17 protein-coding genes are annotated in these 19,512 nt (G+C 67.4%); 5 read left to right on the top strand and 12 right to left on the bottom strand.

Annotated elements, in window-relative coordinates:
- Nucleotides 1-161 precede the first annotated feature (161 nt).
- The 7 genes from KVT39_RS30580 to phnS are packed head-to-tail and all read right to left on the bottom strand — an operon-like array spanning nucleotide 162 to nucleotide 7,450.
- Complete coding sequence (locus KVT39_RS30580; RefSeq protein ID WP_217590880.1) at nucleotides 162-713, bottom strand: phosphonate degradation HD-domain oxygenase; 552 nt, start codon at nucleotides 711-713, stop codon at nucleotides 162-164.
- Between the two features lie 4 nt (nucleotides 714-717).
- On the bottom strand, nucleotides 718-2,172 hold the full coding sequence (gene phnY / locus KVT39_RS30575) for a phosphonoacetaldehyde dehydrogenase (RefSeq protein WP_217590879.1): 1,455 nt from the start codon (nucleotides 2,170-2,172) through the stop codon (nucleotides 718-720).
- The gene (gene phnA / locus KVT39_RS30570; RefSeq protein ID WP_165948159.1) at nucleotides 2,169-3,476 is read right to left on the bottom strand and encodes a phosphonoacetate hydrolase; all 1,308 of its coding nucleotides are present in this window, start codon (nucleotides 3,474-3,476) and stop codon (nucleotides 2,169-2,171) included. Before phnA ends, phnY begins: the two co-directional genes overlap by 4 nt.
- Nucleotides 3,473-4,333, bottom strand: a complete 861-nt coding sequence (phnV, locus tag KVT39_RS30565) for a 2-aminoethylphosphonate ABC transport system, membrane component PhnV (protein ID WP_217590878.1) — start codon at nucleotides 4,331-4,333, stop codon at nucleotides 3,473-3,475. The genes phnA and phnV overlap by 4 nt, the downstream gene beginning before the upstream one ends.
- Nucleotides 4,323-5,243: a 2-aminoethylphosphonate ABC transporter permease subunit gene (gene phnU / locus KVT39_RS30560; protein WP_034181789.1), complete on the bottom strand. Its 921-nt coding sequence runs from the start codon at nucleotides 5,241-5,243 to the stop codon at nucleotides 4,323-4,325. The genes phnV and phnU overlap by 11 nt, the downstream gene beginning before the upstream one ends.
- The gene (gene phnT / locus KVT39_RS30555; RefSeq protein ID WP_105393620.1) at nucleotides 5,221-6,324 is read right to left on the bottom strand and encodes a 2-aminoethylphosphonate ABC transport system ATP-binding subunit PhnT; all 1,104 of its coding nucleotides are present in this window, start codon (nucleotides 6,322-6,324) and stop codon (nucleotides 5,221-5,223) included. The genes phnU and phnT overlap by 23 nt, the downstream gene beginning before the upstream one ends.
- A 34-nt stretch (nucleotides 6,325-6,358) precedes the next feature.
- Nucleotides 6,359-7,450 (bottom strand): 2-aminoethylphosphonate ABC transporter substrate-binding protein, encoded by a 1,092-nt coding sequence (phnS, locus tag KVT39_RS30550; RefSeq protein WP_217590877.1) that lies wholly within the window; start codon nucleotides 7,448-7,450, stop codon nucleotides 6,359-6,361.
- Between the two features lie 353 nt (nucleotides 7,451-7,803).
- Here phnS and KVT39_RS30545 point away from each other — a divergent pair, with 353 nt between their 5' ends.
- Nucleotides 7,804-8,913 (top strand): 2-aminoethylphosphonate--pyruvate transaminase, encoded by a 1,110-nt coding sequence (locus KVT39_RS30545; protein WP_217590876.1) that lies wholly within the window; start codon nucleotides 7,804-7,806, stop codon nucleotides 8,911-8,913.
- Between the two features lie 112 nt (nucleotides 8,914-9,025).
- Here the strand turns inward: KVT39_RS30545 and KVT39_RS30540 are convergent, their stop codons facing one another.
- From KVT39_RS30540 to aroQ, 3 genes are read right to left on the bottom strand one after another with little or no spacing between them, the layout of a single operon-like run.
- Nucleotides 9,026-10,369 carry an MFS transporter gene (locus tag KVT39_RS30540; protein WP_217590875.1) on the bottom strand — a complete coding sequence of 448 codons (1,344 nt, stop codon included), beginning with the start codon at nucleotides 10,367-10,369 and terminating at the stop codon, nucleotides 9,026-9,028.
- 33 nt (nucleotides 10,370-10,402) lie between these two features.
- A complete protein-coding gene (locus tag KVT39_RS30535) occupies nucleotides 10,403-11,272 on the bottom strand; it encodes a shikimate dehydrogenase (protein ID WP_105393616.1) in 870 nt (289 codons plus the stop codon).
- Nucleotides 11,269-11,724, bottom strand: coding sequence for a type II 3-dehydroquinate dehydratase (gene aroQ, locus KVT39_RS30530; RefSeq protein WP_034181783.1), 456 nt, complete (start codon nucleotides 11,722-11,724; stop codon nucleotides 11,269-11,271). Before aroQ ends, KVT39_RS30535 begins: the two co-directional genes overlap by 4 nt.
- Before the next feature lie 257 nt (nucleotides 11,725-11,981).
- Here aroQ and KVT39_RS30525 point away from each other — a divergent pair, with 257 nt between their 5' ends.
- The gene (locus tag KVT39_RS30525) at nucleotides 11,982-13,874 is read left to right on the top strand and encodes a bifunctional sugar phosphate isomerase/epimerase/4-hydroxyphenylpyruvate dioxygenase family protein (RefSeq protein WP_175749526.1); all 1,893 of its coding nucleotides are present in this window, start codon (nucleotides 11,982-11,984) and stop codon (nucleotides 13,872-13,874) included.
- A 288-nt stretch (nucleotides 13,875-14,162) separates the two neighbouring features.
- Nucleotides 14,163-14,426 carry a hypothetical protein gene (locus KVT39_RS30520; protein WP_034181781.1) on the top strand — a complete coding sequence of 88 codons (264 nt, stop codon included), beginning with the start codon at nucleotides 14,163-14,165 and terminating at the stop codon, nucleotides 14,424-14,426.
- A 69-nt stretch (nucleotides 14,427-14,495) separates the two neighbouring features.
- On the opposite strand, the gene KVT39_RS30515 is transcribed toward KVT39_RS30520, so the two are convergent.
- Nucleotides 14,496-15,290 (bottom strand): AraC family transcriptional regulator, encoded by a 795-nt coding sequence (locus KVT39_RS30515; protein ID WP_034181780.1) that lies wholly within the window; start codon nucleotides 15,288-15,290, stop codon nucleotides 14,496-14,498.
- Nucleotides 15,291-15,939: 649 nt separating this feature from the next.
- Here KVT39_RS30515 and KVT39_RS30510 point away from each other — a divergent pair.
- The gene (locus KVT39_RS30510; RefSeq protein ID WP_217590874.1) at nucleotides 15,940-17,076 is read left to right on the top strand and encodes a branched-chain amino acid ABC transporter substrate-binding protein; all 1,137 of its coding nucleotides are present in this window, start codon (nucleotides 15,940-15,942) and stop codon (nucleotides 17,074-17,076) included.
- A gap of 478 nt (nucleotides 17,077-17,554) precedes the next feature.
- Entirely contained in the window at nucleotides 17,555-18,865 is a 1,311-nt protein-coding gene (locus KVT39_RS30505; RefSeq protein WP_217590873.1) for an MFS transporter, read from the top strand.
- Between the two features lie 93 nt (nucleotides 18,866-18,958).
- Here KVT39_RS30505 and KVT39_RS30500 read toward each other — a convergent pair whose 3' ends face one another.
- Nucleotides 18,959-19,396, bottom strand: coding sequence for a DoxX family protein (locus KVT39_RS30500; RefSeq protein ID WP_034181778.1), 438 nt, complete (start codon nucleotides 19,394-19,396; stop codon nucleotides 18,959-18,961).
- Nucleotides 19,397-19,512: the final 116 nt, after the last annotated feature.

Below are 19,512 nucleotides of genomic sequence, written 5' to 3'. Positions count from 1 at the left end.
CACACCACCGACTTCGCTTCCCTCTCCCGCGCCGCGTTTCCGTTAGCGCGAAAGAGGCGTGATTCTATGCACCCCGCGTCGATCGCGCAAGGGGTTTCGCAAAAAATATATGACCCCGCACGCTGCCGCGTGCGGGGCCATATATAGAAGCAACGAAACGGTCAGGCCTCGCGCACCTGCCGTGCGACGATCTCCATATAGTGATCGAGATCCGGCGTCACCTTCCCTGCTTCCTTCGCCGTATCGTCCCAGCGGCGCAGGCGCAGCGCGTCCTCCGCAAACGGACGCCGCAGGAACGCCCCCGTCTCCTCTTCGCTGAAGATGCCGCCCTGCAGCGCGAGGCTGCGCACCGAGTCCGGCGACAGGCTCTCGAAGTAGCCGGCGTCCGCGCGGCACAGACAGCGCTTCGCATCGACGTGCAGCCGGATCGGTTCCAGCACCGCGTCGGAAAACAGCGGTCGCAGAAACGGCAGCACGTAATACTGATGCAGATCGTCGATCCCGCGCGCGCTCGGCGTCTCGCCCTGGCGATTCAGCAGATGCCCGAGATCGTGCAGGAACGCCGCCGCAACCAGCGCTTCGTCAGCCCCCGCTTCTTCCGCCAGCAATCCGCTCTGCAACGCATGCTCGAGCTGCGTGACGGGCTCTCCGCTATAGGCCACATGGCCGTGCTCGCGATACAGCCCGTGGATATCTTCCACCGTCAATGCCATTCGCTCACTCCCAAGGCAGCGAAAACGTCTTCAGGTTCGTGAAGCTCTTCATCGCCTCCTGAACACCTTCCTTGTAACCGAGCCCCGAATCCTTGATCCCGCCGAACGGCGACAACTCGATCCGGTATCCGGGCACTTCCCATACATTCACGGTGCCGACGTTCAGCTCGTTCACGAACCGCACGACAGCCGCCGTGCTGTCCGTACAGACGCCCGACGACAGCCCGAACGCGGTTCCGTTGCTGATCCGGATCGCGTCGTCGATCGTGTCGAACGTGATGACGGGCGATACGGGACCGAAGGTCTCCTCGCGCACGATCGTCATCAACGGATCGACGTTGTCGAGCACGGTCGGCGCATACAGCGCGCCGCGCCGCACGTTGCCGGTCAGCAGGCGCGCACCCTGCGCAACCGCCTCGTCGACCCGCGCCTCGAACAGCCGCGCCGCCGCCTCGTCGATCACCGTGCCCATTTCGTTCGCCGGATCGAACGGATCGCCGTACTTCCACGCGCGCGTCTTCTCGACGAGCAGCTCGGTGAACGCGGGCGCGATCGAGCGCTGCACCAGCATCCGCTTGACGGCCGTGCAGCGCTGGCCCGAATTCCGGTACGAACCGAGCACCGCCAGCGATGCCGCACGTTCGAGATCGGCGTCTTCGAGAACGATCAGCGGGTCGTTGCCGCCCAGCTCCAGCACGATGCGCCGGTAGCCGGCCCGCGCGACAATCGCCTTGCCGATCGCAACGCCGCCGGTGAAGGTGATCAGCGATGCATGCGGATGCGTAACGAGTTCGTCCGCGATCTCGCGCGGATCGCCGGTCAGCACCTGCAGCATCGGCCCCGGCAGTCCGGCCTCATACAGCAGATCGGCCAGATAGAACGCCGACAGCGGCACCTTCTCCGACGGCTTCACGATCACGCGGTTGTTGGTCGCGATCGCCGGCGCGATCTTGTGCGCAACCTGGTTCATCGGATGATTGAACGGCGTGATCGCGACGATCACGCCGTCGAGCGGCTGCCGCTGCGAGAACACGCGCCGCGCCTTGCCGTGGGGCGTCAGGTCGCACGAGAAACTTTGCGCGTCGTCACGCAGCGCCTCGACCGCCGCGAACTTCAGCACGTCGGCAACGCGGCCGATCTCGTAGCGGGAATCCTGTTTCGACAGCCCGGATTCGAGCGTGATCAGGTCGGACGCTTCCTCGGTGCGCTCGCGCAGCAGCGCGGCCGCGCGTTCGAGGATCTGCGAACGCTCGTAGCGCGTGAGCTTCGGCCGGTAGGCCATCGCGTAATCGAACGCTGCGCGCACGTCGTCGACGCTGGCGAGCGGCGCGGTACCGACCCGCGCGCCCGTATAAGGATCGTCGATATCGAAGGTGCGCTCGCGTGTCGCGCGCGTGCCGCACCAGCGCAGCGCCTCGGCGCGAAACTCGGGATGGTCTTGCCGGGGGTGGGCCATCATGTCGCGATCCGGTTCAGCACGAAATCGAACACGTCGAAGTTGCGCGGGCGACGCGCGGGATCGTCCCGCTCGATACGGCGATTGAACAGCAGCGGCACCTCCTGTTCCGACACGCCGCCATGCGAACGCAGCGGCACCGTGAGGCCCGACAGGTCGTGTTCGCGCTCGCGCGTACCGAGCGTCATGTCGCGACGGCCGATCACGACGAGATCGCCGATCCGGTCGGCCGGCAGCTCGAAGCGTGCGGCGGCTTCCGCGTTGTCGAGCACGAGCTCGACGCCGTCGAGGCCGCCGACGCGCCACATCGCCTCGGCCCGGTCGACGCCTGGCGTCAGGTAGATGGTTGCAAACGAGCCCAGCGCGCCGTGGTGCACGACGTACGGATCCGTGATCGGCAGGATCACGCGCGCGGCCTGCGCGCCGTACCAGCCGTCGAACGCATCCTGCAGATAAATCACGTTCGGGCGGCCGGTCGTGGGATCGTGCTTCGCGTTCATCCCGTGGTCGGCCGTGAGCGCGATCGCCCAGCCGAGCGCGTCGAGCTGCGCGAGGTAACCGTCCATCATCGCGTAGAACGCGTTCGCGCCGGCGCTGCCCGGCTCGCACTTGTGCTGCACGTAGTCGGTGGTCGACAGGTACATCAGGTCGACCTGCCGCGTCTGCGCGAGCCGCACGCCGGCCGCGAACACGAACTCGGACAACGCCGCGCTGTAGACATCCGGCGACGGAAGGCCGACCCAGTCGAGCACGTCGGCGATGCCGTTTTCCGCGAGATTCGCCTGCGCGGCCTTCTCGGCGGAAAAGCAGATGCCGTTCAGCTGCCAGCCGAGCAACCGGCGCAGCTTGTCCTTCGCCGTCACGACGGCCACCCGCGCGCCGGCGTCGGACGCCGCCGCGAGCAGCGTGCCGGCCCGCAGATAGGCCGGGTCGTTCATCATCACTTCGGCGCCGCGCCCGCCGTCGGCGGTCGCGTCCCAGAAATAGTTGCCGCAGATCCCGTGGACCGACGGCGGCACGCCGCAGACGATCGACAGGTTGTTCGGGTTGGTGAAGGTCGGCACGACACAATCGGCGCGCCACGCCGTGCCTTCCGCGATCATCCGGCCAATGAACGGCGCGACGCCCGCTTCCACCGCACGTTCGAGATAGTCGTACTCGCAGCCGTCGACACAGACGACGACGGTCGGCTCGACCGGCAGCCGGTAGCACCGGCCGTTGACGTCGACCGAGCGTCCCGCGAGATCCGGCGATACGCCGGCCGCCGACGCTTCATCGGGACGGCGCAATGCGAACGCGGCGTTCATGATGCCGCCCGCGTGCCGCGCGGCACACGCGCGGCGATCAGCAGCAGCGCCGCGAGCGACGCGCCGAGCATCAGCAGCGACAGCGCCGATGCCGGAAGGTAATAACCACGCTCGACCTGGCCGATCACGACGATCGGCACGGTCGCGAAGCCGGGCGGATAAACCGTCAGTGTGGCGCCGAGCTCGCCGAGCGACAGCGCGAAGCCGAGCGCGAGGCTCGCGCGCAGCGCCGGCACGAGTTGCGGCAGCAGCACGCGGCGCAGCACCATCGCTGGTGGCGCACCGAGGCTCGCCGCAGCTTCGCGCAGCACGGTCAGCTCCGGACGCAGCGCGGCGGCCGCGCAGCGATAGCAGAACGGCAAAATCAGCGCGAGCTGCACGAGCACGACGATCGCCGCTGAGCTCGACAGGTCGACCGGCTTCTGGTGATACGCGATCAGCACCGCAAGCCCGAGCACGACGCTCGGCACGCCGTTCGGCACCATCACGAGCGCGTCGACGACCGCGCCGAGGCCGCGCCGGTCGCGCCCTTCGAGCGCAAGCGCAAGCCACAGCCCGAGGATCGTGCCGATCGCCGACACGCCGAAGCCGATTTCGAGGCTCGTCAGCAGCGCATCGTATTCCGGCGAGCCGAGCCGCTCGAACCAGCGCAGGCTGTAGCCGGCCGGCAAGATCGTGCCCGACCATCGCGTCGCCACGCTCGACAGCGCGACGACGATGACGGGCAACACGAACAGCCAGAAGCATGCGAACGCGGCCAGCGCAAGCGCGGCGCGCGACGCATGCTTGAGCAGCGCGTCGCTCCAGCCGATCCGGTGGCGCGGCACGGCCTGCCCGATACGGAATTCAGCGGACATCGTTCCCTCCCGTCGCACGCCGGTTCACCCGGCGATAAACCGTATACAGCGCCAGCGACAGCGCAAGCATCACGACCGCGCCGGCCGACGCGGTCGGCAGGTCGAGATCGACGGTCGCGCTGCTGTAGATCGCGACCGGCAGCGTCACGAGCCGCGCGCTGCCGAGCACGAGCAGAATCCCGAATTCGTTCAGCGTCAGCAGGAAACACAGCACGGTGCCGGCGGCGATGCCCGGCCATGCGATCGGCAGCACGACGCGGCGCGCGAGCATCCAGCCGGGCGCACCGAGGCTGCGCGCGGCTTCGATCAGCCGCAGGTCGAGCGTCGCAAACGACGCGAGCGTCGGCCGCACGACGAACGGCGTATAGAACACGGTCTGCGCGAGAATCACGCCGCCGATGCCGAACAGGAAATCGAGCGGGGGATTCTCGAGATGGAACAGGTGCTGCAGCGCGATGCCGATCGACCCTTGCGAGCCGTACAGGAAGATCAGCGTGAACGCGACGAGGAACGACGGAAACGCGACGTACAGTTCCAGGAAGCGCGTGACGAGCGATGCGCCCGGAAACGGCTTGAAGAACAGCAGCGCGGCCAGCAGCACGCCGAACACCGATGCGGTGCCGGCGCTCGCGAACAGCACGCCGAGCGTCGTCAACAGCACGTTGCGCGTGTCGGGGTTGCCGAAGAAGGTCCGGTATGCGGCAAAACTCAGCCCGTGATCGCCCGATACGCTCAGCAGTACGAGCCGCACCAGCGGATAGACGACGAGCGGGCCCAGCACGACGACCGCGAGCGCGGCCAGGTGCAGGTCGCCCATGCGCTTGCGGCGCCGCGCGACGGCAGCGTGCGCGGCGGCCGACGCGAGCACGTGCGGCGACAGGCCCGCTTCAGGGCTCGATAAGGACGACATCGTCTGCCTCGCAATGCAGGGAAACGCGCGCACCGCGCTCGGGAGCCGCGCCGCGGCCGCGTTGCATCGTGACGCGCACGGGCTCGTCGGGCGCCGCGTCGATCACGACCGCGATCGACAGGTCCGCGCCCTGCCATTCGACGGACGACACCGTGCCGTGCAGGCCACCGGCCGCGAGCGGCATCACGGTCAGGCGCTCGGGGCGCACGCACGCGACCTTGTCGCGCACTTCGTGACGCGGATCGCCGAGCGGGAAAATCACGTGCGGCGGCAGCAGGTTCGCCGGGCCGAGATAGCGCGCGACGTAGCCGTCCCGCGGCGCGTCGTACAGCTGCTGCGGCGTGCCGAGCTGCGCGATGCGGCCGTCGCGCAGCAACAGCGCGCGGTCGGACAGCACGAGCGCGTCGTCGCGGTCGTGCGTCACGCAGACGACGGTCAGGTTCGGCAGGCGCTCGTGCAGCGCCTTCAGTTCGCTGCGCACCGACGCGCGCAGGTTGGCGTCGAGCGCCGACAGCGGCTCGTCGAGCAGCAGCACGTCCGGCTCGATCACGAGCGCGCGGGCCAGCGCGACGCGCTGCTGCATCCCGCCCGAAAGCTGCGCGGGCAGGTGGTGGCCCGCATCGCCGAGCTGCACGAGCTTCAGCGCGTCGGCGACGCGTCGCGTCACTTCCGACGACGCCATCCCGCGCGCGCGCAGCCCGAATGCGACGTTCTCGAACACCGACAGGTGCGGGAACAGCGCGTAATTCTGGAACAGCAGACCGAGATTGCGCTTGTGCGGCGGCGCATAGGTCAGGTCGCGTCCGGCAACGGTCAGCGTGCCGGTCAGGCCGTCGGCCTTCACGAACCCGGCGATGAAGCGCAGCAGCGTGGTCTTGCCGCAGCCGCTCTTGCCGAGCACGGTCAGAAATTCACCGGCGCCGATCGACAGCGACAGATCTTCCAGCACCGTGCGTGCGCCGTAGCGCACGCTCAGGTGCTGGATCTGCACGCCGCCCGGCGCGCCGGACCGCAGCGTCGCGTGCGGTTCGGCGGCGCCGAATGCGCCGGGATGGGTCAGGGTGGTTTCCACCGGGTTCATCCTCTTGCTCGCTGATACAGGCGGCGTGCGCCGATCACTTCGGCTTGACGACGTCGAGCTGCTTGCCCGAGCTGCCGATCACGTCCTTCTTCCAGCGCTCGATCCACACCGGCTTCTTCGCCATCACCTGGGCCCAGTCGACCGGGATCAGCTTCACGCCCGCGATCGCCTTCTTGACCGCTTCACCGTTCTTGCCTGCCAGCGGCACGTCCGTGCGGCCCGGGATGCCGTACATGTCCGGCACCTTCGACTGCACTTCCGTCGACATCAGGTAGTCGATCAGCTTCTTGCCGGCGTCCTGGTTCGGGCTGCTCTTGATCAGGCCGATGCCGTACGGGAGCTGGAACGTGGTCGGCTGGTCGCCGTCCTTCGCGGCCAGGAAGATCGGCTTGACGGACAGCGCGCCGTGTTCGGCATCGTCGAGGTCCATCTGCAGATCGCCGTTCGCGACGCTGATCTCGTTACGCGACAGCAGCACGTTCAGGTAGCCCGTGCCCTTCGTGTGGAACTTCACGCTCTGCGACAGCTTCGCGAGGTAGTCGAACGCCTTGTCCTCGCCCATCAGCGAGGTCGTCAGGATCAGCACGGCCATCCCGTCGCCGGCCGTGGCCGGGTTCGAGTACGCGACCTTGCCGGCATAGCTCGGCGACAGCAGGTCGGCGAACGTCTTCGGCTGGTTCTTCACGACGTCCGGGTTGATCGCGAACGAGAAGTAGTTGTTCACGAAGGTCGCCCACGTGCCGTCCTCGGCCTTCGCTATCGCCGGCACGTTCTTGTAATTCACGCTCTGGTACGCCTGCAGCAGGCCCATCTGGCCGGCCTGCTGAATGAACGGCGGCAGCGTGACGATCACGTCGGCCTTCGGGGAATTCTTCTCGATGTTCGCGCGGTTGACGACCTCGCCGCTACCCGCCGTCACGATGTTGACCTTGACGCCTTCCTTCTTCTCGAAGGCCGGCAGCACATCGCGATAGAGGTTCTCGAGACCGTCCGCCGTATACAGCACGACCGCGTTCGCCGCATGCGCCGGCAGCGCGGCACCTTGCAGCAGACCGGCGGCGCAGGCGGCCAGCGCGAGCTTGCGGAACGCGCCGGCAGCGGCGCGCGAGGAATTCTGCAGTGTCATCTCACTTCTCCGTAGGCGGAACACCAAACGGCCGGGGCATGTCCGGCGCTGTCGGCCAGAGTTAGCGCTTCAGCGCTTACTCTGGCCCCATGCAAAGCGGTCGGCCGGCGTCGGCGCTTCCGCGCTTCCTCCGGTCCCATGCAAGGCCTGTTATCTCCGGGCAGGCCGATAAGCGGCCCGCCTCGCCGCCGCGCTGCGGTTGGTTTCGCGCGGCAACCGAAGGATCACAGCGTTCAATGACAAACCCGTGACGAGTGCCACAATTTCCAAAAAATGACACATTTTGCCAATATCATGCAAGTCATCCGGAAATGCCGCCCGGCGTTTCGTTCGCCCTTTGCTGGAGAAAAACCATGCCAGATCCGATCCTTCTCACGCCCGGCCCGCTCACCACGTCCGCCACAACCCGCCACGCAATGCAACATGACTGGGGGTCGTGGGACACTGCTTTCAACCAGCTGACGGCCAGCGTCTGCACGGACCTCGTCGCGATCGCGCGCGGCGACGACGACTACGTGTGCGTGCCGATGCAGGGCAGCGGCACGTTCTCGGTCGAGGCCGCGCTCGGCACGCTGGTGCCGCGCGACGGCGTCGTGCTCGTGCCCGACAACGGCGCGTATTGCGCGCGCATCCTGAAGATCCTCGGCCGGCTCGGCATCGACGCGATCGCGTTGCCGTTCGGCGAGGACGCGGCCGTCGACGCGGCCGCGGTCGAGGCCGCGTTCGCACGCGAGCCGCGCATCACGCACGTCGCGCTCGTGCACCTGGAGACGAGCGCCGGCATCCTGAATCCGCTGGACGCAATCGCGGCCGCGTGCCGGCGCCACGGCAAGCGGCTGATCGTCGATGCGATGAGTTCGTTCGGCGCGCTGCCGATCGCGCTGGCGGACAGCGGCATCGATGCACTGATCTCGGCGAGCGGCAAATGCCTCGAAGGCGTGCCGGGGATGGGTTTCGCGATCGTGCGGCGCGACACGCTCGATGCGAGCGAAGGCAACTCGCGGTCGCTCGCGCTCGATCTCCACGATCAATATTCATACCTGCGCAAAACCGGCCAGTGGCGCTTCACGCCGCCGACGCACGTGATCGCCGCGCTGCGCGCCGCGCTCGACCAGTACCTCGCCGAAGGCGGCCAGCCGGCGCGCGGCGCGCGCTATGCGGAGAACTGCCGGACGCTGGTCGAATCGATGCGCGCGCTCGGCTTCGTGCCGTTCCTCGACGCGAGCGTGCAGGCGCCCGTGATCGTCACGTTCCACGCGCCCGACCATCCGGCCTACGATTTCCGCCGCTTCTACGACGCTGTGCGCGACGCGGGCTTCATCCTGTATCCGGGCAAGCTCACGCAGCTCGAGACGTTCCGCGTCGGCTGCATCGGCGCGATCGATGCCGACGATATCCGGCGCGCGGTCGCGGCGATCGCGCAGGCGGTCGAATCGCTCGGAATCGCCGTGCAGCGCGCATAACGCGACACGCGCGCCGGGACACAAGCCGGCGCATCAGCCGGCGCACCAACAAAAAAGCCCGGCGGCCAACCGGCCGCCGGGCGAACACACGTGATGTGCGTGGAGTTGGTGCTTACAGCTCGATCCGCTTGATGTCGCCGACGACGAAGATGTACGACAGCGCGCCGACCAGCGCGATCACGCCGATGAACACGAGCGCGCCGACGAACGAGCCGGTCGACGCAACGATGAAGCCGACGACGAGCGGCGTGATGATGCCGGCCAGATTCGCCGCGAAGTTGAAGATGCCGCCGGTCACGCCGAGCAGGCCGTCCGGCGCGATGTCGGACACGAGCGTCCAGCCGAGCGCGGCCATCCCCTGCGCGAAGAACGCGACCGACATGATCGCGATCACGGCTTCGTTGCTTTGCACGTAGTTCGCGAGAATGATCGTCGACGCGAGCAGCAGGCCGGCGATGATCGGCAGCTTGCGCGCGAGGTTCGCGGACTTGCCGCGGCGCAGCAGCCAGTCGGAGAAGATCCCGCCGAACATCACGCCGACCGACGCGGCGATGAACGGCATGATCGCGAAGAAGCCGATCTTCAGCCAGCCCATGTGGCGCTCTGTCGCGAGATAGGTCGGGAACCAGGTCAGGAAGAACACGAGCGTCGAGTTGCCGGCGAACTGGCCGAGGCAGATGCCCGCGAGCTGGCGCTTCTTCAGCAATTTGCCGGCCATCGACCAGCTGAACTTCGTCTGCGCGGCCTTGCCGTCCTTGTCGCCGGCCTTGCGCGCGGCGTGCACGAGGCCGCCGCCGGCCTCGATATAGGCCAGTTCCGCCGCATTCGCGCCCGGATGGTTGCGCGGCTCGTGGTAGAACTTCCACCAGACGAGGCCGAAGGCAATGCCGACCGCACCGACGACCCAGAACAGCGAGCGCCAGCCGAACGCGCCCATCAGCGCGAACAGCACGGGGCTGAAGAACGCGAGGCCGATGTACTCGCCGACGGTATAGGTGCCCGTCGCCATCGCGCGCTCGTTCTGCGGGAACCACGTCGCGACGACGCGGCTGTTGGTCGGGAAGCACGGCGCCTCCGTCACGCCAAGGCCGAGCCGGCATGCGAGCAGCGTCGCGATGCCCGGCACGAAGCCCTGCAGGAGCGTGCACAGCGACCACAGCGTCATCGACCAGTAATAGGTGATCTTGCTGCCGAAGCGGTCGAGGAACAGGCCGCCGGGCACCTGCATCGCGACGTACGTCCACGAGAACGCGGAGAACATGATGCCCATCACGGCCGCGTTGATGCCGAGCTCCTTGGTGAGCTGCGGCGCAGCCACCCCCAGCACGGTGCGGTCGAGGTAGTTGATCATCGTGCCGATTGCGAGCAGCGCGAGAATCTTGTAGCGCGCCGAGGTGCGCCGGACCGTGCCGGCCGCCTGCGCCGGCGCGGCACTCGTATGGGTGGTGTGCTGCATGGTCGTCTCCTGGTCTCTCTTTCTATAAGGGGGTCAGCGCGCGACGAGCGACTGAAAGTGATCGAACATTCGCTCGGGGTCGGGCGTGCGTCCGGTGAAGAGCTCGAACGCGTCGACGGCCTGGTAGACGGCCATCCCGCCACCTGGCAGCGTGGCGCAGCCGGCCGCGCGCGCGGCGCGGATCAACTCGGTTTCGAGCGGGAAATACACGATGTCGGCCACCCACATGCCCACGTGGAGCAGCTCGGCCGGCAGCGGCAGGCCCGGGTGCTTGGTCATGCCGGTCGGCGTCGCGTGGATCAGGCCCGTCGCGGCGCGCATCGCGGCCGCGAGATCGTCGCCGGACGGAACGCCGCCCGGCACAACCCGCGCGGCCGGGAAGCGCTGCTGCAGCTCGCCCGCGAGCGCGGTGGCGCGCGCGCCGTCGACATCGAAAATCGTCAGTTCGGCCGCGCCCATCTGCAGCGCCGCATGGGCCACGGCCGCGCCCGCGCCGCCCGCGCCGAGCTGGACGACGCGTTCGAGCGACGCGCCGGGCAGCCCGCGGCGGAACGATTTCGCGAAGCCCGACCAGTCGGTGTTGTGGCCGATCCGCTTGCCGTCCTTGAACAGCACGGTGTTCACCGCACCGAGCGCGCGGGCATCGTCCGACAGTTCATCAAGGTGTTCGATCACGCGCTGCTTGCACGGGTGCGTGATGTTGAGGCCGTTGTAGCCCATCCGCTGCGCGGCATCGAGCAGTTGCGGCAGCGCGTCGGCGGTCACGCCGAGCACGTCGAGATCGATGCGCCGGTAGACATAGCCGAAGCCCTGCTGGAATCCTTCTTCCTCGTGCATCGCGGGCGACAGCGAACCGCCGATGCCCTGGCCGATCAGGCCGATCAGAAACGACGGGCGGCTCATCGCGCGGCTCCCTGCGCAAACAGCGTCGACAGACGCTGCAGCGCGAACACGTAGCCTTCGGTGCCGCAGCCGCAGATCACGGCTTCGGCGACCGCCGACACATAGGAATGGTGGCGGAACGCCTCGCGGCGATGCACGTTCGAGATATGCACTTCGATCACCGGCTTCGCGATCGCGGACAGCGCATCGGCCAATGCCACAGACGTATGCGTATAGGCGGCCGGGTTGATCACGATGCCGTGCGTGTCGTGACGCGCCGCATGCAGCCAGTCGATCAACTGGTGCTCGGCGTTCGACTGGCGGAAGTCGATCTCCAGCCCGAGCCCGTCGGCCGCCGCGCGGCAGCGCTGCTCGACGTCGGCGAGCGTTTCCGCGCCGTAGATATGGGGCTCGCGTGTCCCCAGCAGATTCAGGTTCGGGCCGTTCAGCACCAGCACCTTGTGCTTGCTCATGGTGATTCTGCTCCTAAAACGGGGGCGAATCGCTAGCCGACTTCGCCCCCTGACGTCAAGATTCGGCGCTAGTGTGCGCTTGCGCAAGCGCAATGTCTTTTCGGGTTTTCGCTAGTTTGTACCACCTAGTTAGTTTGTATAATTCATGTCACTTACCCAGTAAATTCGGGATATGGCGCGCGCCCGGAACTCAACGACTGGTTCATTCAGGGCCGGTTCGACCAACGCCATGCCCCGCTCACCCGCAGGATTCGCCCATGCAGCGCTCGATCGCCACCGTGTCACTGTCCGGCACGCTCGCCGAGAAGCTCGCCGCCGTCCAGGCCGCAGGCTTCGACGGTGTCGAAATCTTCGAAAACGACCTCGTCTACTTCGACGGATCGCCGGCCGACGTCCGGCGCATGGCTGCCGATCTCGGCCTCGACATCGTGCTGTTCCAGCCGTTTCGCGACTTCGAGGGCGTGAGCCCGGCCCAGCTCGCCCGCAATCTCGATCGCATCCGCCGCAAGTTCGACGTGATGCACGCGCTCGGCACCGACCGCATCCTGGTGTGCAGCAGCGTGTCGCCCGACACGATCGCGGACGACGCGCTGCTGGTCGACCAGCTCGGCGCGCTCGCCGAAGCCGCGCGGGAAGCCGGCGTGGTCGCCGCGTACGAAGCGCTTGCGTGGGGCCGCGTCGTGAACCGGTACGGCCATGCGTGGAAACTCGTGAATGCCGTGAACAGTCCGCATCTCGGCCTCGCGCTCGACAGCTTCCACACGCTGTCGCTCGACGATTCGCCGGATGCGATCGCCGAGATTCCCGGCGACCGGATCGCGTTCGTGCAGATCGCCGATGCGCCGAAACTCGCGATGGACGTGCTCGAATGGAGCCGCCACTTCCGCTCGTTCCCCGGCCAGGGCGACTTCGACCTCGCGCGCTTCACCGCGCGCGTGATCGAATCGGGCTACACCGGGCCGCTGTCGCTCGAGATCTTCAACGACGGCTTCCGCGCGGCGCCGACGGCGATCACGGCCGCCGACGGCCATCGCTCGCTGCTCTATCTGGAAGAACTGACACGCGCGCGGCTTGCACAGGACGGCCGTGCGCCGGCCGCCAGCCAGCCGCTCTTCGCGCCGCCGGCGCCGCCCGCGCACGTCGGGTTCCAGTTCATCGAATTCGCGGTCGACGCGCAGGCGGCAGCGACCGTCGGCGAATGGCTCGGCAAGATGCGCTTCCGGCTCGCCGGCCGGCATCGCTCGAAGGATGTGACGCTGTTCCAGCACGGCGCCGCGTCGATCGTGCTGAACGCGGAGCGCGATTCGTTCGCCGATGTGTTCTTCCAGCAGCACGGGCTGTCGCTGTGCGCGTCGGCGTTTCGCGTCGACGACGCGAAAGTGGCGTTCGAACGCGCGGCCGGCTTCGGCTACGCACCGTTCTCCGGCCGCGTCGGGCCGAACGAGCGCGTGCTGCCGAGCGTGCAGGCGCCGGACGGCAGCCTCGAGTATTTCGTCGACGAAGCGCCGAACGCGCCGACGCTGTATGAATCGGACTTCGTGCTGACCGACATCGACGGCCCGACCGAAGTCGGCCCGCTGACGGGCATCGACCATGTGTGCCTCGCGCTGCCGGCCGACGCGCTCGACACATGGATCCTGTTCTTCAAGACGGCGTTCGGCTTCGAGGCCGAGCGCAGCTGGCTCGTGCCCGATCCGTACGGGCTGATGCGCAGCCGCGCGGTGCGCAGCGCCGACGGCTCGGTGCGGATCGCGCTGAACGCGTCGGTCGACCGTCATACGGCCGTCGCCGAATCGCTCGATCGTTACCACGGCACCGGGCTGAACCACGTCGCGTTCCGCACCGACGACATCGTGAAGACAATCGCCGCGTTCGCAGCCGACGGCGTGCCGTTCCTGCGCATTCCGCCGAACTACTACGACGATCTCGCCGCGCGCTACGCGCTGCCGGACGAACTGATCGACACGCTGAGCGCGCACCACCTGCTGTACGACCGCGACGAGCACGGCGGCGAATTCCTGCACGCGTATACGGAACTGGTCGACAACCGCTTCTCGCTCGAGATCGTCGAGCGGCGCGGCGGATACGACGGCTACGGCGCGACGAACGCGGCCGTGCGGCTCGCCGCGCAGGCGCAGCGCAGGAAATAACGGAAGGACGCGAATCGGGAGTCTGGGGCCGGATCACGTCGCGGCCCGCGTCCGCCTCAAAGGGCACGCATCCCGCGTGCACCATCGTGGCGAATCGAGCGGCCGAGCACCAGCCCGCGCGGCTGACCGCGACCCGGCCGGGAGCCGCGCTCCGTATGACGTTACATACGGTAACCCGTACCGCAACGCAGCATCCCGTCGCACACCACCGTTTTAAGAATCGCTTAAGTCTTCGACGGCACCATCCGCAACCAGTACCCGATGGTTATCTCGAAAAGGAGGAAAGCGATGAGCGCCGTAGAAGCACCCGCGGGCCGCCAGGCCGCGCCCCCTGCAAAGAAGACGATGCTGCGCCGCCTGCTCAGTCATCACGAAATCGCGACGCTGCTCGTGCTGCTGCATGCGCCGATCGGCGCGAACGCCAAAGCCGAATTGCCGGCGCTGCAGGAAGCCGGTCTCGTCGAGATGGTCAAGCTCGATCCCGATACAGCCCCGAGCTTCCGGCTGACCGAAGACGGCACGGCCGTCCTGAAAGGGCTCGGCTACCGCTGAGCCGCCGTTTTCCCCGCTTCCCGCATTGCCCCGATCCCTGCGACGCGCCGGCCCTTCCGGCGTCTCGCGTCACCCCGCCCGCTCCTGCAGCATCAACCGGTATTCCGTCGGCGTCACGCCGACCGTCGCCTTGAACTGGCGCGTGAACGCGCTGTGATCCGTATAGCCGCATAGCGCCGCGACGTCGGTCACCTTGTCGTGCGTGACGAGCAGCGCGGTGGCCGCATCGAGCCGCGTCTTCAGCAGCACCTGGCGCGGCGTCAGGTGGAACACCTTGTGGAAGTAGCGTTCGAGCTGCGCGACCGACATCCCGGCCATCTGCGCGAGATGCTTCAGGTTCAGCGGCTGCACGTAGTGATCCTGGATGTGCTGGACCACGTCGGCGAGCTTGCTGTAGGCCGGATGCGACCCCTCGTGCGCCTTCAGGTCGCGCGAGATGCCCGCGAGGCCGACCACCTTGCCCGCGGCGTCGCGCAGCGGCTCCTTGCAAGTCAGGCACCAGCCCGGCTGGCGCCCCGGATACAGGTGCAGCTCGAGCTGGTCCATCAGTTGCTGGCCGGCGTTGATCGTCGCCATGTCCTGCTCGAAATAGCTGCGGCCGAAGCGGCGCGGAAACACTTCGTCGGTCGTCTTGCCGAGCAGGTCGCGCTTGTCCTTGTAGCCGCAGCGCATCGCCAGCGTGCGGTTGACGAGCGCGTAGCGGCCGCTCGCATCCTTCACGAAGAACGCGACGTCCGGCAGCGCATCGAACACCGGTTCGAGCAGGCGGAAGTGCGCGAGCATCGCGCCGAAATCGGCGTTGTCGGGCTGGTAGCGCAACGTGTCGGACAGGCTCATGGGCGGTACGGCAAGCAAGGTCGTCATCCCGGCATCCGCGAAGCGAGTGGCAGATGGCGTCGATTATAGGAGCGCCCCTTCAATCGCGTCGCGCCGATCGCGGGGGCGGGCAAGCTGGCGGCAGCCGTCGCATCGCGCCGCCGATCGGCCGGCATCGGCAAGCGACAGACGTTGCGCGCGCAACTACCGCGTCGCGGGTACGGCGGCCGGCCGCGAATCCGCTTGCGCCGCCGCATGCAGTCACGCATGTGCCGATGCCGACCTGCCGCATTGGCGCACCGGCACTGCGCGCCCGGATCCACCATCCTAAAAATGCGGACGGGCAGCGTCTTGGCGCGATTGCGCATTCGACATGACGATTTCGGCATATATCAGGGTTATCGACGATATGCCGATATCGTCGCCGGCCGCGCACCGAACGCGCAAGACGCGCGCATTTTCGCTATCTAGACTTCGCTTCACGGTCACGAGACGACCCCGCGCCGCTGCAGCAATCGGCGCGCACGGCCCTGCCGCATCACCCGCAGCGCACGCCGATTCCGGCACAGCCCGCGCTGCACGCAGCGAGCAGGTACGGCCTGCGCATCGGCCGGCCGACCGAACCGTCTCGCCCGGTTTACCGGCGCCGGCCCGCTAGCCGGCGGCGGCCCAACCACGCCATCAAGGGGAAGTGAAAGTGAAGCTGAAGGTATCGCACGTCGCGCTGGCTGCCGCCTGCGCACTGTCGGGCACGCACGCCATCGCCGCCGACGTCGTCAAGATCGGTTTCGCCGCACCGCTGACCGGCCCGCAGTCGAACTACGGCACGGACATGCAGAAGGGCGTGCAGCTCGCGATCGCCGACTTCAACGCGACGCGTCCGACGATCGGCGGCAAGCCCGTCACGTTCCAGCTCGACTCGCAGGACGACCAGGCCGACCCGCGCACGGGCACGACCGTCGCGCAGCGGCTGATCGACGACAACGTCCGCGGGATCATCGGCCACTTCAACTCGGGCACCAGCATTCCGGCGTCCGACCTGTACGATCGCGCCGGACTGCCGCAGATCTCGATGGCGACGTCGCCGCAATACACGGCGCGCGGCTACAAGACGACCTACCGGCTGCTGACGAGCGACGCGCAGGCGGGCCGCATCGTCGGCACGTACGCGGTGAAGACGCTGCGCTTCAAGCGCATCGCGATCATCGACGACCGCACGGCCTACGGCCAGGGCATCGCCGACGAATTCGCGAAGGCCGTGGAGGCGGCGGGCGGCACGATCGTCAAGCGCGACTTCACGAACGACAAGGCGCTCGATTTCTCGGCGATCCTGACCAACCTGAAGGGCGTCAATCCCGACGCGGTCTTCTACGGCGGCGGCGACGCGCAATCGTCGCCGATGATCCGCAAGATGCGCCAGCTCGGGATGAAGGCGGCGTTCGTGACGGGCGAGATGTCGCGCTCGCCGACGTTCCTGAAGGTCGGCGGCGAAGCGGCCGAAGGCGCGATCGTCTACATGGGCGGGCTGCCGAAGGAAAAGATGCCGGGCTTCGCCGGCTACGCGGCACGCTACAAGGCGCGCTTCAACGAAGACGTGATCACGTACTCGCCGTACTCGTATGACGGCACGATCGCGCTGCTCACCGCGATGAAGGACGCGAACTCGACCGACCCGAAGGTGTACACGCCGTATCTCGGCAAGGTGTCGGTCAAGGGCGTGTCGGCCCCCGGCATCGCGTACGACACGAAGGGCGACCTGAAGGATGCGCCGGTCACGATCTACAAGGTCGAGCACGGCGCGTTCAAGCCGGTCGATACGATCGCCGGCAACTGATACGCTAGTGTAGTGTTCGGTGCTAAGCGGTGCTTATGGGCCTGCGGATTCGCGTTCGTGGCAAGGCGCAAACCGCAGCGATGCCCAGTGGCATCGCGAGGATTTGCAACGCCGCCACGGGCGCGAAGGCGCGGCTCATAAGTGCCGATTAGCGCCGAACACTGCACTAGACCCTGCCCCGTGCGGCGCGGGAAGCGGCTCACCGGCCGCCCGCGCCGCGCACGCTTCGGCCGGACGTTCGAAGCCCTCTTCGGCGCGCACCCGCGCTCGCGCATTTCGCGCTCCTGTAGAATCCCCCCACCCGCTTTGACGCTTCGTCTGCGCCGCGCCCCATCCCGGTGCGGCGATGCGTGTTTCGTGCCCTATCCGGCACCCGGCACGCTTCGACGACGCAAGCCGCGCCTTGTCAGTCCATGCCGATAGCGGGTCCTGGAGACGCAGCACCGACAACTACATTCGAAAACCGATCGTCCTGACCATGCAAGCTTCCGAATTGAGCGGCGTGCCTCGCGCCGCCGAACGCGCGCTCACGCGCAGCGACTACAAGACCCTTGGCCTCGCCGCACTCGGCGGCGCCCTCGAGTTCTACGACTTCATCATCTTCGTGTTCTTCGCACCGGCGATAGGACAACTGTTCTTCCCGCACGACATTCCCGACTGGCTGCGCCAGTTGCAGACGTTCGGCATCTTCGCGGCCGGCTATCTCGCGCGCCCGCTCGGCGGCGTGATTATGGCGCACTTCGGCGACCTGTTCGGCCGCAAGCGGATGTTCACGCTGAGCGTGCTGATGATGTCCGTGCCGACGCTGCTGATGGGCCTGCTGCCGACCTACGACTCGATCGGCATCCTCGCGCCGGTGTTGCTGCTGCTGTTCCGCGTGCTGCAGGGCGCGGCGGTCGGCGGCGAAGTGCCGGGCGCGTGGGTGTTCGTGTCCGAGCATGTGCCGTCGCGCCATATCGGTTATGCGTGCGGCACGCTGACCGCGGGCCTCACGGCCGGCATCCTGCTCGGCTCGCTGGTCGCCGCCGGCATCAACAGCCGTTACTCGAGCGCCGAAGTCGGTGCTTTCGCATGGCGCATCCCGTTCCTGCTCGGCGGCGTGTTCGGGCTGTTCTCCGTGTACCTGCGCCGCTGGCTGCATGAAACGCCGGTGTTCGCCGAGATGAAGGCGAAGAAGGCGCTCGCGGCCGAGATTCCGCTGAAGGCCGTGCTGCGCGACCACGGCCGCGCGGTGATCGTGTCGATGCTGCTCACGTGGATGCTGTCGGCCGCGATCGTCGTCGTGATCCTGATGACGCCCACGCTGCTGCAAAAGCAGTTCCACCTGACGCCCGCGACGACGCTGTTCGCGAACAGCGTCGCGACGCTGTGCCTGACGGCCGGCTGCATCACCGCGGGTTCGCTCGCGGGCTGGATCGGCGCGAAGCGCGTGCTCGGCATCGGCGGCATCGGGCTGGCCGCGTGCTACTACCTGCTGTTCGTGCAGGTCGCGGCCGACGCGTCGACGCTGCCGCTCTACTACGGGATCGCGGGCTTCATGGTCGGCACGATCGGCGCGGTGCCGTTCGTGATGGTCAAGAGCTTCCCGGCCGTCGTGCGCTTCTCGGGCATCTCGTTCTCGTACAACGTCGCGTATGCAATCTTCGGCGGCCTCACGCCGGTGATCGTGTCGCTGATGATGAAGTCGAATCCGCTCGCGCCGGTGGTGTACGTCGCGGCGATCTGCGTGCTCGGCGCGATCGCCGTGCAGTTCTCGAAGGATGCGAAGGACGTGAAGGACGCGCACTGAACGCTGGCGCACGCGCCCGTTCCATGCGCAAAGGGCCGAATCCCGCGGGATTCGGCCCTTTTGTTTTGCTTCAGCGCAACGACGCGCGCGAGGTCAGCGCAGGCCGCCGTACGACGAACTCGGCCGACGCAGGCCGTCGATGCTCGCGCCGCCGGCGCCGGTGACGAACAGCAGCAGGAAACCGCCGGCGATCGAAATGTTCTTCCAGAAATGGATCACCATGTCGTGCTGGACCGCGGCGTCCGTCGCGTCCCAGAAATTGTGCCCGACCATCGCGGTCGCGACCGTATAGAACGCCATCAGCAGCGCCAGCGGCTTCACCTTGTAGCCGACGATCAGCAGCAGGCCGCCGAGCCCCTCGATCGCGACGACGATCGGCGCGACGACCTGCGGATACGGCACGTTCAACCCATGCAGGTAACCGACGAAATCGCCGTAGCCGAGCAGTTTCATCACGCCGCCCCACAGGAACAACGCCGCCAGCGCCAGGCGTGCGAAAAAAATGACGCCGGAATCGACGGAACGCGTCATGCCTCTCTCCTCGTATGCAGTTCGGCCGGCCGCACGGGGCGCGCCCGTGAAGCTCGGGGGCCGCGCGGCCCTGCTGGGCCTGCGGCAAATGGGCCAGCATAGAGGGTCTTTCGGCC

The sequence above is a fragment of the Burkholderia sp. GbtcB21 genome (assembly GCF_019091065.1).
Classification (GTDB): Bacteria; Pseudomonadota; Gammaproteobacteria; order Burkholderiales; family Burkholderiaceae; genus Burkholderia; species Burkholderia pyrrocinia_C.
The sequence above is the reverse complement of the archived record's forward strand: the minus strand, read 5'-3'. Positions and strand labels throughout refer to the sequence as shown.